This window comes from Streptococcus mitis (assembly GCF_946190115.1).
GTDB lineage: Bacteria > Bacillota > Bacilli > Lactobacillales > Streptococcaceae > Streptococcus > Streptococcus mitis_CO.
On sequence record NZ_CAMHZG010000008.1, the window covers coordinates 18,002 to 33,866 of the forward strand.

General features: G+C 40.8%; 15 protein-coding genes and 1 pseudogene. All 16 read right to left on the bottom strand.

Annotated features, from left to right (window positions below; all coding sequences use genetic code 11):
- Positions 1-11 precede the first annotated feature (11 nt).
- A complete protein-coding gene (gene rplC / locus N8L90_RS05735; RefSeq protein WP_000160197.1) occupies positions 12-638 on the bottom strand; it encodes a 50S ribosomal protein L3 in 627 nt (208 codons plus the stop codon).
- A 216-nt stretch (positions 639-854) separates the two neighbouring features.
- A complete protein-coding gene (rpsJ, locus tag N8L90_RS05740; protein ID WP_001284513.1) occupies positions 855-1,163 on the bottom strand; it encodes a 30S ribosomal protein S10 in 309 nt (102 codons plus the stop codon).
- Positions 1,164-1,416: 253 nt separating this feature from the next.
- Positions 1,417-2,007: an anaerobic ribonucleoside-triphosphate reductase activating protein gene (nrdG, locus tag N8L90_RS05745; RefSeq protein WP_261024560.1), complete on the bottom strand. Its 591-nt coding sequence runs from the start codon at positions 2,005-2,007 to the stop codon at positions 1,417-1,419.
- Entirely contained in the window at positions 2,000-2,506 is a 507-nt protein-coding gene (locus N8L90_RS05750) for a GNAT family N-acetyltransferase (RefSeq protein WP_261024561.1), read from the bottom strand. The genes nrdG and N8L90_RS05750 overlap by 8 nt, the downstream gene beginning before the upstream one ends.
- A gap of 196 nt (positions 2,507-2,702) precedes the next feature.
- Positions 2,703-2,843: a hypothetical protein gene (locus N8L90_RS05755; protein ID WP_261024563.1), complete on the bottom strand. Its 141-nt coding sequence runs from the start codon at positions 2,841-2,843 to the stop codon at positions 2,703-2,705.
- Between the two features lie 11 nt (positions 2,844-2,854).
- Positions 2,855-5,062, bottom strand: coding sequence for an anaerobic ribonucleoside-triphosphate reductase (nrdD, locus tag N8L90_RS05760; RefSeq protein WP_261024565.1), 2,208 nt, complete (start codon positions 5,060-5,062; stop codon positions 2,855-2,857).
- A gap of 119 nt (positions 5,063-5,181) precedes the next feature.
- Entirely contained in the window at positions 5,182-6,720 is a 1,539-nt protein-coding gene (locus N8L90_RS05765) for a damage-inducible protein CinA (protein ID WP_101785530.1), read from the bottom strand.
- A 254-nt stretch (positions 6,721-6,974) separates the two neighbouring features.
- Positions 6,975-8,507 (bottom strand): cardiolipin synthase, encoded by a 1,533-nt coding sequence (gene cls / locus N8L90_RS05770; RefSeq protein WP_261024572.1) that lies wholly within the window; start codon positions 8,505-8,507, stop codon positions 6,975-6,977.
- Between the two features lie 139 nt (positions 8,508-8,646).
- Positions 8,647-9,084, bottom strand: a pseudogene (locus N8L90_RS05775) (SP_0198 family lipoprotein).
- Positions 9,081-10,331 (bottom strand): folylpolyglutamate synthase/dihydrofolate synthase family protein, encoded by a 1,251-nt coding sequence (locus N8L90_RS05780; protein WP_261024574.1) that lies wholly within the window; start codon positions 10,329-10,331, stop codon positions 9,081-9,083. Before N8L90_RS05780 ends, N8L90_RS05775 begins: the two are co-directional and overlap by 4 nt.
- A gap of 507 nt (positions 10,332-10,838) precedes the next feature.
- The gene (locus N8L90_RS05785) at positions 10,839-11,144 is read right to left on the bottom strand and encodes a DUF1292 domain-containing protein (protein WP_000017620.1); all 306 of its coding nucleotides are present in this window, start codon (positions 11,142-11,144) and stop codon (positions 10,839-10,841) included.
- A 15-nt stretch (positions 11,145-11,159) separates the two neighbouring features.
- Entirely contained in the window at positions 11,160-11,579 is a 420-nt protein-coding gene (gene ruvX, locus N8L90_RS05790; RefSeq protein ID WP_004239076.1) for a Holliday junction resolvase RuvX, read from the bottom strand.
- A gap of 3 nt (positions 11,580-11,582) precedes the next feature.
- Positions 11,583-11,849, bottom strand: coding sequence for an IreB family regulatory phosphoprotein (locus N8L90_RS05795; protein ID WP_000507059.1), 267 nt, complete (start codon positions 11,847-11,849; stop codon positions 11,583-11,585).
- A gap of 86 nt (positions 11,850-11,935) precedes the next feature.
- Entirely contained in the window at positions 11,936-12,505 is a 570-nt protein-coding gene (locus N8L90_RS05800; protein WP_000725151.1) for an SP0191 family lipoprotein, read from the bottom strand.
- Between the two features lie 60 nt (positions 12,506-12,565).
- Positions 12,566-12,964 (bottom strand): transcriptional regulator Spx, encoded by a 399-nt coding sequence (gene spx / locus N8L90_RS05805; RefSeq protein ID WP_000591165.1) that lies wholly within the window; start codon positions 12,962-12,964, stop codon positions 12,566-12,568.
- Positions 12,965-13,099: 135 nt separating this feature from the next.
- On the bottom strand, positions 13,100-15,760 hold the full coding sequence (gene mgtA / locus N8L90_RS05810) for a magnesium-translocating P-type ATPase (RefSeq protein ID WP_261024578.1): 2,661 nt from the start codon (positions 15,758-15,760) through the stop codon (positions 13,100-13,102).
- Positions 15,761-15,865: the final 105 nt, after the last annotated feature.

A 15,865-nucleotide genomic window follows, 5' to 3' on the forward strand; every position in this document is an offset into this window, starting at 1 on the left:
CCCTTTCCTTATTATTTACCAGCTTTAACTGCTGATTTGATAGTGATAAGAGATTTCTTAGCACCTGGTACGTTACCTTTGATAAGGATAACGTTCTTTTCTGGAACAACTTGTACAACTTCAAGGTTTTGAATTGTTACGCGGTCGCCACCCATACGTCCTGCAAGGTTTTTACCTTTGAATACGCGGTTAGGTGCAACAGGTCCCATAGAACCTGGACGACGGTGGTAACGAGAACCGTGAGCCATTGGTCCACGTGATTGTCCGTGGCGTTTGATAACACCTTGGAAACCTTTACCTTTAGAAGTACCAGTTACGTCAACAACGTCTCCAGCTGCGAATGTTTCAACTGTGATTTCAGCACCAACTTCCAAGCCTTCAACGTTTTTGAATTCACGAATGAAGCGCTTAGGAGCCGTGTTAGCTTTCGCTACATGTCCTTTAGCAGGTTTGTTGCTCAATACTTCGCGTTTGTCATCGAAACCAACTTGGATAGCGTTGTATCCGTCTGTTTCAACAGTTTTAACTTGAAGAACAACGTTTGGAGTTGCTTCAATAACTGTTACAGGGATCAATTCGCCAGCTTCAGTGAAGATTTGAGTCATTCCCACTTTTTTCCCTAAGATTCCTTTTGTCATGAGAAAATAGTTCCTTTTCTATATTTTTTATTCAAAAAGTTTTTAACGAGCGTTTTTTATGCTCAAGTCTAAGATACAAAGGGCGTCAAACTCAAAGTGAAAATAGGAAACTGATGCAGTGTCTAGCAGACACTAGGAAGTTTATCTTTTTCACACCGAGTTTAGCCCGTGTTCAATTAAATTGAAACACCAGCCTCTGCTCTTTTATATTTTAGATTAAAGTTTGATTTCTACGTTTACACCACTTGGAAGATCCAATTTCATCAACGCATCAACTGTTTTTTGAGTTGGGTTAACGATATCGATCAAACGTTTGTGTGTACGCATTTCAAATTGTTCGCGAGAGTCTTTGTATTTGTGAGTCGCACGAATGATTGTGTAGAGGCTACGTTCAGTTGGAAGTGGGATCGGACCCGCAACTTGTGCACCTGTACGAGTAGCTGATTCTACGATTTTTGCAGCCGCTGTGTCAAGCGTACGGTGTTCGTAAGCTTTCAAACGGATACGGATTTTTTTGTTTGCCATCTTTTTCTCCTTTTCGTCTATTTAAGATAATAGGCTAGCTCCACAAGAAAACCGACGCGGTGTTGCGTGGCAATGCAACCGAGCGTGTCGCAACCTCTTGCATCAAAGCTAAGGCTGTAATTTACAGCACCATAATAGAATAACACAAAGCCCCTGCGATTGCAAGGGATTTGTTGCTGTTTTTTAAAATTTTTAACATGAAAATGTTTTCCTTTTTGACAGGTCATTTATTTAAGTATTTTATAGAAGAAAGTTACTCTCTCTTCACCTGTTCATAGCTTTCTTTCCCGTCATTGAGCTTATCCCAAATCACTACTTGCCCACTTTTGAGCGATTTTTGCACATCGATAATTCGTTGGTTGGACGAACCTCGAAACTGAAGCATGAGATTTCTCTTAGTTCGGTCATACCGTCCATCGACAAGGATGTCAATTAGCGACAATAGTTCCAGTTTATCTGGAGTTTCCAACATCATTTCTTCCCAAGTATAGCCCGTCCAGGACCAGATGTCTTTGTTTGGCAATTCCTTCCGAATGCGCTTAACGAGTGGCAAAAGAATCCCAGTATTGAGAAAAGGCTCCCCTCCCAGCAAAGTCAAGCCTTGAACATAGGGTTGAGCGAGATCTGACATAATCTGTTCTTCTAATTCTGCTGTGTAGGGAATTCCTGCATTGAAAGACCAAGTAGCAACATTATAACATCCCTCGCAGTGAAACATGCAGCCTGATACATAGAGGGAGTTCCGCACACCTTCTCCATCCACAAAGTTAAAGGCCTTGTAGTCAATGATACGGCCTTGACTGAGTTCCTCGCTTTTCCATTCTTGTGGTTTTGGATTATTCATTCGCTACCTCTATCCAATAACGCTCGACTCCATTACGAGCATCCTCAAATATTCCACCATTCGCTAGAATGACTGCTCTACTAGCAGGATTATTCACACTACAGGTCACAAGAGTTTTCTTAATGTTCTTTTCCTTAGCAACTTGCAAACCCTGACGGAGAGTTTCCTTAGCATAACTCTTGCCTCTTTCTGATGGACGAATGGAGTAGCCAATGTGGCCAGCATAATTCAGTAAATCCTCATTCAGTCTCAATCGCAGATTCAAAAATCCTAGAGCACGACCTACATCATCAAATGATACAAGTTGAATAGAAGGAACACGATTTTCAGGCAAGTTTATCCCCATCTCTTTTTGCATATTTGTTTCCAACCACTCTTCATATACAAAGTTCTCTGTATCCCAAAATCCTCCATCATGGGCTGATTGGCTCTTTTCAAACTCTGCCATCATATCTAAAACAGCTTCTCTATCTACTATTGTCGGTCTGCGTAATTCCATCCTTACCTCCCACTATGAGAAAAGTGAGAGCTGACTCTCATACTCTTCGAAAATCTCTTCAAACCACGTCAGCGTCGCCTTACCGTAGATATATGTAACTGACTTCGTCAGCCTTATCTACAACCTCAAAGCAGTGCTTTGAGCAACCTGCGGCTAGCTTCCTAGTTTGCTCTTTGATTTTCATTGAGTATCACTTTTATTTTTTCTTATTCTTGTTTAAAAATTGTTCTTTGAGGCTGAGCAAACGTTCTTTCTTACCAGCTCCACCTTTAGAGTGTTTCTCATGATAACGGGTCACTTGTGCTCGACCCTTATCGTCTAATTGATATTTTCCCATCTCATTTCTTTCTAATTTGTTACTTGATGGCCAGCTATTTTAATCGTTGAACCATTCATATGTTTGACACGCGCAGCGATTTCCTTGTGACGGCCGTTGACCATAGGTCTCGCTTGAGGATTACCTAAATAACCACAAGTCCGTTTAACAACGTCTACTGTTTTAGGGTCGCTATTTCCACAGTTTGGACAAGCAAATCCTCTCTCAGTTGGTTCAAAATCCCCTTCAAAGTCACACTTGTAGCAACGGTCAATCGGAGTATTGGTGCCTAGATAGCCTACACGGTCATAAGCATAATCCCAGACAGCTTCCAAGGCTTTAGGATTTTGCTGGAGGACTGGATACTCACAGTAATGGATAAAACCACCTGATGCACCTGCTTCTGGATAGACTTTCTCAAAATCCAATTTTTCAAACGGTGTTGGATTTTTACGAACATCGTAGTGGAAAGAGTTGGTGTAGTATTCCTTGTCTGTAATATCAGGAATAGAGCCGAACTTGTCTGTATCTAGTCGGCAGAAACGATCTGTCAAACTTTCAGATGGTGTTGAGTAGATAGAGAAATGATAGCCATATTGGTCTGACCACTCTTCTACACGGCGTTTCATATCACGAATGATATCCAGCGTGAATTCCTTAGCTTCTGGATTGTGTTCCCAGTTATTTCCAAAGAAGACGGTAGCCACTTCATACAAACCGATATAGCCCAGCGAAACTGTCGCACGACGATTCTTGAAGAGCTGGTCAACACTTTCTTCTTTACCTAGACGATGGCCAAAAGCACCGTACTGATAAAGGATAGGAGCATTGGCTGGTGTCGCCTCTTTAGTGCGTTCGACACGGTAAACAAGAGCATCTTCTGCGATATTCATCCGCTCGTTGAAGATTTCCCAGAACTTGTTTATATCTCCTTCAGATTCAAGAGCAATACGAGGCAGGTTAACCGTCACAACACCCAGATTCATACGGCCTGAATTGACTTCTACACCATTTTCATCCTTCCAACCTTGAAGAAACGAACGGCAACCCATAGGTACCTTAAAGGAGCCTGTCAGTTCGATAATCTTATCATAGGACAAGACATCTGGATACATCCGCTTGGTTGCACACTCAAGTGCCAACTGTTTGATGTCATAGTTTGGAGTTCCTTCCTCTAAGTTAAGGTCTCTTTTAAGCGTGAAGATAAGTTTTGGGAAGATGGCTGTACGGTGTTCTGAACCGAGCCCCTTGATACGAATGTTTAAAATAGCCTTTTGAATTTCCCGTTCAAAACGATTGGTTCCTAGACCAAAACCTAGAGAAGTAAAAGGTGTTTGTCCATTTGAAGTGAAGAGGGTGTTGATTTCATACTCGAGAGATTGCATGGCATCATAGATGTCTTTTTGTGTTTTCTGCCAAGCGTAATCTTCCCGTTTGTCAGGCAAGACCCATTCTTCTGCATCCTTAAGGTGTTTTTGGTAATTCTTCTCTGCATAAGGTGACAAAACTTCATCTATACGGTCAGCTGAACAGCCACCGTACTGGCTAGAAGCAACGTTGGCGATGATTTGGGAAATCTGAGCTGTCGCAGTCTGGATAGACTTGGGACTTTCTACCTCTGCATTTCCAATCTTAAAACCATTTTCCAACATACCTTTAAAATCAATCAAACAGCAGTTGGTCATAGGTGTATAGGGACTGTAGTCCAAATCGTGATAGTGGATATCCCCTTTTTGATGGGCATTGGCTACGTGCTTAGGAAGCATTTGCAGTCCGATTGACTTCCCAACAATGCCTGCTGTCAAATCACGCTGGGTATTAAAGACATCGCTGTCTTTATTAGCATTTTCATTGACAACTGCTTGATCTTTGTTGAGAAGCTTATGGATACTAAAGTTAATATCTGTCGCTTTTGAGCGCTCAAAATCCCTTTGTGTTCGATAAGTGATATACTCTTCAGCCAGCGCATATTCTTTGGCTTCAAGCAGTTCATGTTCTACGATATTTTGGATTTCGTAAATCTTAACTCCCTTTGGAAAGCGACTATGAATTTCTGTGACAATTCGCTCGGTCAGAGCATTTAGGCGCTTTTCAATCAAGGGTGTCACATCCATAACCTTGTCAGCCGCCTTGTGGAGAGCCTTGTCAATCTTGTCCACATCAAATACAACACGTCTCCCATCTCGTTTCTCGACGAAGAGAGTTGGCAAAATTGTAATTTTTTCTTCTAGTGCAATCATATGCATGCTCTTTTCTAAAATGTTCTTTCTAAAAAGTATTATACCACTCTAAAAAGAAAAATCAATATCTTGTGTTAAAAATCCTAAAATTTTTAAAAATACACAAGATATTGATTTAGTTATTTAATTTTATAGACTTTAAACTCTGAGTAATCTGTCTTTACTGGTTGGTAACTTTCTTTCAAGATTGTTTCCACTTCAGACCAGACTGCTACCTTATCATTCACCACAATCACCTTGGGTTGTTTTTCTTTCAAGTCATTGAGTAGCTTATTCCGATTTTCCTCAGTTGCTGTATAGTGCATCGGGGACAAAATAGCCGATGGCGACAAGCGCTCACTCTTACGATAAAGAGTTGCAGTATCATCCCATGCATATATAGCATCTTCCGTACTTGTCTCCTCTTTCACCAAATCAGCAAGACGTTCACGTTCTTGATAAGGTACTGGATAAAGGACAAATCTCATCAAAAAAGGAACAGCCAAAAGATATAACAAAGTTAAAATCGGTAGGTAAAGATTTCCTTTAGTATAGCGATGCCAGAGACTAACGGGCTCTTCTCTGCGTCTTCTTCTAACACTACGACCACTCTGTTGCCCCTTGATATTGGACACTAAAAGCAGAAGAAAGACAGGGAAAATAAGCATCAAACGGGATGCATGTAGAGGATCCTGTGTAAAGAAAATCACTACCAAACCTAAAATCAGGAACAAACTCGCAGGCACTGAGATGACATATAGTTTAGAGGATTTAGATTGAAAGAGACCTAAAAAGATAAAAACCAAAACTCCCATGCCAAGAGCCAACAACCCGTAAAACAAAACATTTTCTATCAATGCCGAAACAGAAACCAAACGAATGGAATGAATTGGATACAAAATTCCACTAATCGCATCCTCAAAACTTCCTGTTGCAACACTATAATAGGCAGTTGGATAAAAGACAAGTGAAAAACCTAAAGCCACTGCAAGAAACTGATAAAATCCATGTGCAAAACGTCTATGCCCAAGGTTAAAGACCAACAAGCCTAAACTCACTACAGCAATAAACAGGAGCGATGATAAGGGAGCAAAGAAAAATCCGCCCGCCAAAGCCAGCCCAATCCGTACAAATCCCTTGTCATGGCTTGGATTGCTTAGGTAAGTCGCAACTAAACTAAAGGCCGCGAATAAGAAGGGAAGTGCTAAAAGAGTCGCATAACCTCCACCAAAAGCAAGACCTGTAACTAGCATGTAAAAAATAGTCACCAGTTGTCCAGCTTGGTCTCCTTGCTCTGTCAAGGTGTCTGCCGATCGAAAGAGGAAAAATCCTCCTGCTACCAAGGCTAACCACTCAAAGATGGCAAAGAGAAATCCGCCCTGAGTCACGTAAGTCAGCAAATAATAAAGCAAACCTTGACTTCCATAATAGTCGCTGTAAATTTTCCCTGTCTGATGAAGGGCCCAACCTGCATAAAAATCCTGCACTTCCTGTGCACTCATTAAATCGAGTAATAGCGGTACTCCTAGAGTTATCACCGTTACAAGCGTACTCCATAGTAAAATTTTCACCAAAGGAAGACGACTTGATTCACGATGATGCGATTCTTGTTCGATTTGGTATTCTAGAGGTTCACGATTCTCCTGATGAACTTCTTCTACTCTACCATACACACTCATATCGTTTCTCCTATTCAATTTATCTGTCTTAGTATATCAAAAAGTCTTAGGATTGTCAGCTTGCGATGGGTGTTTGAGTGATTTTTTGCATAGTTTCACAAAGGTTTCAATTTCTCGAAATCGGTGTAAATGTGTCTGTTTAAATATCATGATATAATCCAATTCTTTCTGAGTCAGCATCGTTCCTCCTACATCTTCTTATTCGTAAAAGGCAAGAAAAATAGGACCGGTTTGTGTCCTCAGTCCTAGATTTCTTATAAGATAGGGGCGAATAACTGGGCAATTTCCTTAATCAATTTTTGATACCAGCTATTTTTTATCGTATGATGGAAAATTTCTTGCGATGCTGAAAAAATCTCTTGAAAATCTTTTTGAATCTCAGCGATTGATTCTGTTTTATATAGCAAGACTGCATTTTCATAGTGGTGAAGCAAACTTCTATAATCTAAGTTAATGGTTCCAACTGCAGCAAAGTCCTTATCCACTAGAATTTGTTTACTGTGGATGAAGCCTGGACTATACTCAAAAATCCTGACTCCTGCTGATAAAAGATCTGGATAGGCTCCTCTTGTGATTAACTGAATTAATTTTTTATCTGGAATGGAAGGGGTCACAATGCGGACATCAACACCCCTCATGGCCGCATTTTTAATACTCTCTGTTAAGTCATAGTCAATAATCAAATAGGGCGTTGTGATATAGACTGAATCAGTGGCCTGATTAATCAAACTTTGATAGACTTTTTTCCCTACCTGGGTACGGAAGATGGGCTTGGGTCCACTACCGTAAGGAATGCAGAGACCTTGGCCAGAACAAGGCTGATTTTCCAAGTGATACTGATCAAAATCGCTGATTTCCCCACGATTGATGTACCAAGTCATCAAAAAGAGACGGGTGAGAGCCTTGACACCAGGGCCATCTAAGCGAATCCCACTGTCCTTCCAGTAGCCAAAGCGTTCTACATGGTTGATGTACTCATCAGCTAAGTTAATACCTCCTGTATAAGCTACCTGACCATCTATGACAAGGATTTTCCGATGGTCCCGATTGTTGTAAGCCACCGTCAAGCGAGGAACCACCTTGTTAAATTTATGGGCTTCAATTCCTCGACTACGAAGTTGAATAGTATAGTCTCCAGGTAAAGTCGCCATACAGCCTATATCATCATAGAGCATCTTGACCTCTACACCCTGAGCTGCCTTTTGCTCTAGTATTTCTAGTATGCTATTCCACATCAAACCTTCTTCGACAATATAATACTCTAGAAAGATAAACTTTTCAGCTTTCTTGAGGTCTTCCAACATATATTGCCACATGCTTTCACCCGAAGAAAAGAATTGTGAGTCTGTTCGATCATAGACATCGGCGTTACTATCCATACTTAACAAAGATTTGATAACTCCGTAAGCCGCCTTATCATCTTCCTTCAATTTCTGGCGGAGAGCTTTACTGTTATCCTCCCGAAAATGCATAGAACCAAGTTTGTCCAACTGTTTGATTTCTTTTTTGGACAATCGCCTTTCACCAAACATCAGATAGAGCAAAGGACCAATAACAGGAACAAAAGTTACCACTAACCACATCACCTTGCTTTCAGGCGCCATGGAACGATTGACAATCGCTACGATAGTCGCCATACTCATAAAGATTAAGAGAATAACCCAAAGAATAGGGGCCATACGCCCTAAATAAAGAAAGAGACCAAAAACAAGACACAGTTCAAGTAGCATAATCGAAAGACTAAAGCCATACTTGGACATCAATAATTGAAATTTTCTATATTTCATATCCCCTCCTTGATATTTTGAATGATAAAAACAGGTAATTAAAACTAGTATAACTCAGGTATTCGGTAGAAGGCAAGTATTTATAATCATTTTTCTGAGCAAAAGCAAAAGAGACCGAAAAATCCAGTCTCTTTCTAGTCTATTTTGATAAAACGATGCAATCAAACGCTTCTCTATCCATATCGTCGATAATCATCTGGTTGCCATTGATTGCATAAATCTTGACATCATCACCAATAATCATGCGTTGATTAGCAGCGTCAAAGCTAACCTGCTTGATTTCTTGTTCCCCGTCAGTTTCTACCTGAGTCCAGGTGCCAGTTGTTTCAGTTACCACTAAAATGATGCGGTCTCCTTCGTCCTGACCAGTATAAGTTCCATCAATATTAGTTGGTTGAGCCTCGGGCGCATTTTGTGAAGAACTTGTCGTTACCTGGTTTGTATTTTCTGTGGAAGATGAAGCAGCAGATTGTGATTGCTGAGTTTGTTGTGTTTGCGGTTGAGCTGCTGGTTATTGAACCTGTTGAACTCTTTGTGAACAAGCTACTAAGAGACTAAGACTTGCTAGAGAGGTCAATTTATCTGCTCATGCCCCAGTATGTTGCTCCGTACTTCTGAGATAAAATAGAGAGACCCTGTAATGAATAACAAGTCCTTGGTATCGGCTCTTTCTTCAAAACTGCTGATAAATTCTCGATAAGAGGGAATTACATGGTAACCTGTTACATCTGTCTCATCCAGAGAACCTTGATAGTCAAAACCAGTCACCTTGAGTTCCACCTGAGGCAAATTCTCAGTCAGATAAGCCAACATCCCTTGATAATCCTTCCGTTTCAAGGCTCCAAATAGGATTCGAGGACGATATCCTTCCTGCTCTTTTTCTTTGACAAACTCCACCAGGCGAGTCAAGGCAGGGAGGTTATGGGCACCGTCCAAGTATATCTGCGGACGAATACGCTCCAAACGCCCAGCCCAATGGGTCTTCTCCAAAGCCTGTCTTACAACCTGCTCATCAACAGCTTCCTTTCTTTCTCCCATAAAAAGAAGAAACGTTTGTAGCGCCAAGGCCGCATTTTCCTGCTGATAAGCTCCTTCTAAACCTATTTTCAACTGTGAAAGGTTACCCAAAGAGCTTGAAAAATCCCCATTCAGCATTGAAAAATCCTGACCTGCCTGGTAAAGGTCAACAGCTAAAGAGGCTGCTTTTTTCTGACAGACAAGTCTAGCTTCTGAAGGCAACTTAGCAATCACTGCCTTTTTACCAGCCTTGAAAATACCAGCTTTCTGCTCTGCAATTGCTGCTATACTGTCACCCAGAGTCTCCTGATGGTCAAGTCCGATGGAGGTGATGACAGCAAGCTCTCCAGTTACCACATTAGTCGTGTCAAGTAAGCCGCCAATTCCCACTTCTAGTAAAACCAAATCCACCTCTTGCTCCCTAAAATAAAGAAAAGCAATCAAGGTCAGCAATTCAAAAAAGGACAACTGGTCATGGGTTTGCAGAAGCGTTTTTTCCATCTCCTTGACCTGCTCAGCTAAACGGATGAAGTCTGTGTCTGCTATAGGTTGCCCACTAATGCAGATTCGGTCATTGATAGAGACGATATGAGGGGAGGTAAAGGTCGCAACTTTTTTGCCATGCCCCATAAATAACTCCCTCATAAAAGCAATGGTAGATCCTTTTCCATTAGTCCCGGTTACATGGATAATAGGATAAGACTTCTCGGGATTCCCCAATAAATCCACCGCTTGTTGCATTCGGCCCAAACCTGATCGAAAATTCAAACCAATCCGACTATGGAGCCATTCTTCTACTTCAAACATATACATCTCCTTGACAAAAGTCTAATCAATTATCTCGCAAAATTCTGTAGATAACAAAAAATGAGGTCAGGATTTTCGTCCCAACCTCTTACCTGGTTAGCTAATAACTAGCTACTATGAATATTAACTTGGGCTAAAAACATCCACTGGATGTGCCAACTCTTCCAATTTCTAGGAGTTGGAGTGATACAGTCTCCCAGACTTACTTACGGTCTTTATTTTTAGCGTAAGGCTAAAAACGTCCCCCGGACTTACCAGTTCTCTCTTATTTAAAGGAACTGGGGTAAAAACATCCACTGGATATGCCTGCGTTTCTATTTTCTAGCGCAGGGCTAAACACGTCCACTGGACGTTCCAACTCTTCCAATTTCTAGGAGTTGGGGTGATACAGTCTCCCAGACTTACCAGCTCTATCTTATTTCAAGGAGCTGGGCTAAAAACGTCCCCCGGACTTACCAGTTCTCTCTTATTTTAAGGAACTGGGGTAAAAATGTTCACTGAACATTTTTACTCCTCCATAAAACTATTGAAGACTTCTTCAATCATGTTCCATTCGTCTTCTGAGTCTTCTGGGATTGGTTGCAATTCGCCTTCTGTTCCATCTTCGTTTTCGATGAATGAGTAAGCTTGGATTTCAACTTGTCCGTCTTCGTCTTCTTCTGCGTTAACTGGTACTAGAAGAACATAGTTTTTGCCAAATTCTTCTTTTCCGTCAATCGTCAAAAGGATTTCAAACAAGGTTTCATTTCCTTGCTCATCTACTAGTGTAATTAATTCACGTTCTTCGTGGTCGTGGTTATGATCGTGTGACATAGCCTCTCCTTTATATTAAAATTTTCTATCTAAATAATTTTGTAAAATCAGCTGAGCTGCTAACTTATCAATGACTTTCTTACGCTTATTGCGACTGATATCTGCTTGTTCAATCAACATGCGCTCAGCAGCCACTGTTGTCAAGCGTTCATCTTGATAGTCTACTGGTAAACCAAAAAGCTCTTCTAGCTTTGCTCCGTATGCTTGACTAGCTTCCACGCGCGGTCCGCTTGTATTATTCATGTTTTTAGGCAAGCCCACTACAAATCGTTCCACCTTATAAGTATCAACCAACTCCTTAACGCGGTCAAAACCAAATTGGCCTTGCTCCTCATTGATTTGGATGATTTCAAGCCCTTGAGCTGTAAAACCGAGCGGATCGCTAATAGCCACCCCTACCGTTTTTGAACCGACGTCCAATCCCATAATTCTCATAGGTTATAGATCGACTCCTTGTCCTTTAAGGTAGTAGCGGACCAATTCCTCAACGATTTCATCACGCTCATACTTACGGATTTGATTTCGTGCATTATTATAACGAGGAACGTAGGCAGGGTCTCCACTCAATACGTAACCTACGATTTGGTTAATTGGGTTGTAGCCCTTATCGTTCAACGAAGCATAGACATCAGTCAAAGTTTCGCTAATTTCTTTTTTATTGGAATCGTCCAATTTAAAACGTACTGTTTCTTCAGTAAATCCCATTCTAACACCCTCTTTCCTTAGAATAGTACCATTATAGCATAATTCCTTACCTTCTACAATTCAGGCAGTCTATTTATTTGGATTTTCTATTGTTCTGTCGCACCATTTGCCAATCTGTCTGAAATATACTTGCTTGGTTCATTCTTCAGGAGATTTTCTAAACCAATGTTCTTCAAATATTCTAACTGAGAAGCCTTCTTGACATCCAAAACTTGAAAATCAAAACTAGTCGTTGTTTGAAGTTCGGTTGCACTCAATAGTTTAGTTTCAAGCTTAAATCCTGCTAATTTACGAGCTTCTATGATAGCCTCATCCTTCTCCTCTGCCTCCAGAAGAGCTTTTTGAGTTTCTTCCACTCCGTGTTGGTCAATATAGGTCTTCAACTCATCTGAGACTGGACGCTTTTGTTGAATGGTTAAGTTCAAAAAAGTCTTGTCTTTATAAGTAATGGTTTGAGTTTGCTGGCTACCATCATCTGACTTGGGCAAGACCAAAGTCTTGGTCACAACTGTATTCTTCTCGGCATTTTCAATAACTGGCAACGCCGACTGAAGCGTATCCTTTTCTGTTTTTGTAGCTGTTCCAGTTTCTTTTTTCTGTCCGCAACCAACCAGGACAAAAAGGAAAGCTAGGCTAACAAGAACTATTTTTTTCATTTCTTTCTTCTTTCTTTTTGAAATTAAAATAAGACTGGGAGTTGCTCCCAGCCTTGATGTTTATAGAGCTGCACGCAAACGTGCTTCTGCATTTTCTACATTACGGACAGAGCGTGGTAGGAAGGCACGAATATCGTCTTCCTTGTAGCCAACTTGCAGACGTTTTTCATCCACAAGAATTGGGCTCTTTAAAATTCTCGGTGTTTCCATAATCAGATTGAGGACTTCGTTGACACTCAAATCTTCAATATCCACTCCAAGGGCTTTGGCATAGCGATTTTTAGATGAAACGATGCTGGCTATTCCGTTATCTGTTTTAGTTAGAATATCCAGTAATTCTTCTCTCGTAATTCCTTCTTTACCAAGGTTTTGTTCTTTATAACTTAACTGGTGGGCATTGAGCCAGGTTTTTGCTTTTTTACAGCTAGTACAACTTGAGACTGTATAAATTTTAATCATGTACCTACCCCTTTCGCTACATGTTACTATCAGTTTAGTCTATTATACCATAAAAAACATCCGACTTGCGACCTATTTTTAAATTTTTTTGACTTTTTTCGTCATTTTCGTACTTTTTTCTTGACAAAATGAAATTTACAGCCATTCTTGATATTTTTTGATATAGATTTTTTTCACAATTGTCACGCTAATCATATACAAAATAATGATGAAAAGTAAAAAGATGAAATAAATCGGTTTTAAAGGAGTTAGATGGAGAAGGCTAGCTAGTGGACTGTAGGGAAGGAAGGTCACAAAGGCTGCAGCCAATAAGGTTGTCACAAGGACTAGCCAAGCTGGACGACTTTGTAAAAAGGGAATTTTGGCTGAACGCAGCATATGGATAACCATAGTTTGTGACCACATAGACTCGATAAACCAACCTGTCTGGAACAAGACAATAAAGCCTACGGCCGACTCTGCTCCATGAACATAGGCATGACCTGTCGTCATGGGTACAATGATAAAATAGAGCAAAATAAAGGTCAAAATATCAAAGGCAGAAGAGATAGGCCCCATCCAAACCATGAAACGTGTGATGGACTTGGCTTCCCAGGTATGCGGATTTCTCAAAAAATCTTTGTCCACCTTGTCAAAAGGCAAGGCAATGCAAGACAAATCATAAACTAGATTTAGGATAATCAAATGGACTGGTGCCATTGGTAAAAAGGGTAAAAAGATTCCAGAGACCAATAGGGATAAGATATTTCCAAAATTAGAACTCACTGTCATTTTGATATATTTGGTCATATTGGCATAGACCTTACGCCCTTCAACAAGTCCTTTTTCAAGCACCATGAGATCCTTATCAAGTAGGATAACATCAGCTGTTTCTTTGGCAATATCTACTGCTGTATCAACAGAAATCCCAACATCTGCTACTTTCATAGAAGGGGCATCATTGATTCCATCTCCCATATAGCCAACAGCATGACCATTGGCTTTAAATTGCAAAATAATCCTTGCTTTTTGGTCAGGAGAAAGTTTGGCAAAGACTGTTACCTCCTCTACAGCTTGGGCCAATTCTTGATTACTCATCTGGTCAATTTCAGACCCTAACAGCATCTGATTAATATCTAATCCAACCTTTTCACAGACTGCTTGGGTAACTTTTTCATTGTCTCCCGTCAAAATCTTTGTTTGAACCCCATGCTCTAACAGAGCCTTAATTGCTGGTGCTGCAGATGGTTTAGGAGGATCTAGGAAGGCTAAATAACCAGTTAGAATCATATCCCCTTCATCATCAACTGTATAGGCATGACCTTCCTTCAAACCTGACTTATAGGCCACTCCTAAGACACGCAAACCTTGTTGATTTAGTTGTCGGACTTCTGCTAAAATTTCTTCTCTAATAACATCTGTCAAGGGAGTAGTCACTCCTTGGTATTCCGCATAACTGGAAATCGTCAACATTTCCTCTAGGGCACCCTTGGTTACCAAACTAACAACTTCGTGTTCATCCTTAACGATAACACTCATCCGTCTACGTTCAAAATCAAAGGGAAGCTCATCTATTTTTTGAAAAGTTTGAGCCAGATTTTGCAAGAGGGCGTGTTCTTTTGCTTCCTTTTCAGTCCGTTTGATGATGGCTCTGTCCATCAAATTTTTCAAGCCCGTTTGAAAATAAGAATTGAGATAAGCTCGTCTCAAGACGGTCAAATCCAAGCGTCCGTGGATGTCCAAGGGATATTCAAGGACAATCTCGTCTTGGGTTAGAGTTCCTGTCTTATCTGTACACAAAATATCAATCGCCCCTAAGTCCTGTATGGCATTGAGTTTCTTGATAACCACTTTTTCCTTGGCCATAATGATGGAGCCTTTTGCTAGACTGGCCGTGATAATCATAGGAAGCATCTCAGGTGTCAATCCAACACCAACACTCAAAGCAAATACGCCAGCTTCTAACCAATCTCCATCTGTCAAGCCATTGGACAAGAAAACGATGGGAACCATGACCAACATCAAGCGAATCAGGAGCCAAGAAATACTATTCATCTCCCGCTCAAACGAAGTAGGCTCATCATAGGTGTTCAAAGTCTGCTCAATGGCCCCCATCATGGTATCATCACCAACTGCTAAAACCACGGCCTTGGCACTACCAGACAAGACATTGGTTCCCATAAAGGCGAGCGCTTCTGCTTCTAGCAGACTATCAGATTGTTGAACTGTTGCCTTGGTCAAGGCCAATTTTTCAACCGATTCACTTTCACCTGTCAAGCCCGACTGTTGTACAAAGAAATCGCGCGACTCAAATAAAAGAAGATCTGCTGGAATCATGTCTCCAGCGCTTAATTTAACCACGTCACCCACTACCAAATCATCGATAGGTACTTCTTGGATTTCTCCTTGACGAATGACAGTCGCTGTGTTGACAATCATTTTTGATAGATTGGTCGCAGCCTTATCACTACGGAGTTCTTGAACAAAGCGTATGCCACCAGAAATGAGGACTAGGACAACGATGATAATAGAAGTCGTCGGATCTTCTTGACCTGGTTTTGCCAACCAGACATTGGTCACCAAGGAAATCACGGCGATGACCAGCAAGATGATTGTAAAAGGATTGATAATGGATTCGTAAATCTTTTTGAGGATACTGTCTTCTTGACCCTTTGTGATGGTATTTTCGCCATATAGGTCACGATTTTTCTCCACCTGCTCCTCAGTCAAGCCTGTTAGACTTGTCTTATAAAAAGATAGAGTTTCGTTTAAAGATGTCTGAATAGCTGTTGCTAATCTTTCTTTTGTAGTTTTCATTGGTTTCTCCTATCTGTATGAATGATGTGTTTCATACACAGAGACCAATCACTTTATAAGGGCAGAACGACACAAATCAGCGATTGGCTGTGTATGTGCGGTTCC

Coding starts and splice junctions, on each gene's coding strand:
- N8L90_RS05800 (WP_000725151.1), bottom strand. CDS start 12,505: ATGAAAAAAATAGTTCTTGTTAGCCTAGCTTTCCTTTTTGTCCTGGTT.
- rplC (WP_000160197.1), bottom strand. CDS start 638: ATGACAAAAGGAATCTTAGGGAAAAAAGTGGGAATGACTCAAATCTTC.
- ruvX (WP_004239076.1), bottom strand. CDS start 11,579: ATGAGAATTATGGGATTGGACGTCGGTTCAAAAACGGTAGGGGTGGCT.
- rpsJ (WP_001284513.1), bottom strand. CDS start 1,163: ATGGCAAACAAAAAAATCCGTATCCGTTTGAAAGCTTACGAACACCGT.
- spx (WP_000591165.1), bottom strand. CDS start 12,964: ATGATTAAAATTTATACAGTCTCAAGTTGTACTAGCTGTAAAAAAGCA.
- N8L90_RS05755 (WP_261024563.1), bottom strand. CDS start 2,843: ATGGGAAAATATCAATTAGACGATAAGGGTCGAGCACAAGTGACCCGT.
- N8L90_RS05780 (WP_261024574.1), bottom strand. CDS start 10,331: ATGTTTGAAGTAGAAGAATGGCTCCATAGTCGGATTGGTTTGAATTTT.
- nrdD (WP_261024565.1), bottom strand. CDS start 5,062: ATGATTGCACTAGAAGAAAAAATTACAATTTTGCCAACTCTCTTCGTC.
- N8L90_RS05765 (WP_101785530.1), bottom strand. CDS start 6,720: ATGAGTGTGTATGGTAGAGTAGAAGAAGTTCATCAGGAGAATCGTGAA.
- N8L90_RS05750 (WP_261024561.1), bottom strand. CDS start 2,506: ATGGAATTACGCAGACCGACAATAGTAGATAGAGAAGCTGTTTTAGAT.
- nrdG (WP_261024560.1), bottom strand. CDS start 2,007: ATGAATAATCCAAAACCACAAGAATGGAAAAGCGAGGAACTCAGTCAA.
- N8L90_RS05795 (WP_000507059.1), bottom strand. CDS start 11,849: ATGGGATTTACTGAAGAAACAGTACGTTTTAAATTGGACGATTCCAAT.
- cls (WP_261024572.1), bottom strand. CDS start 8,507: ATGAAATATAGAAAATTTCAATTATTGATGTCCAAGTATGGCTTTAGT.
- N8L90_RS05785 (WP_000017620.1), bottom strand. CDS start 11,144: ATGTCACACGATCATAACCACGACCACGAAGAACGTGAATTAATTACA.
- mgtA (WP_261024578.1), bottom strand. CDS start 15,760: ATGAAAACTACAAAAGAAAGATTAGCAACAGCTATTCAGACATCTTTA.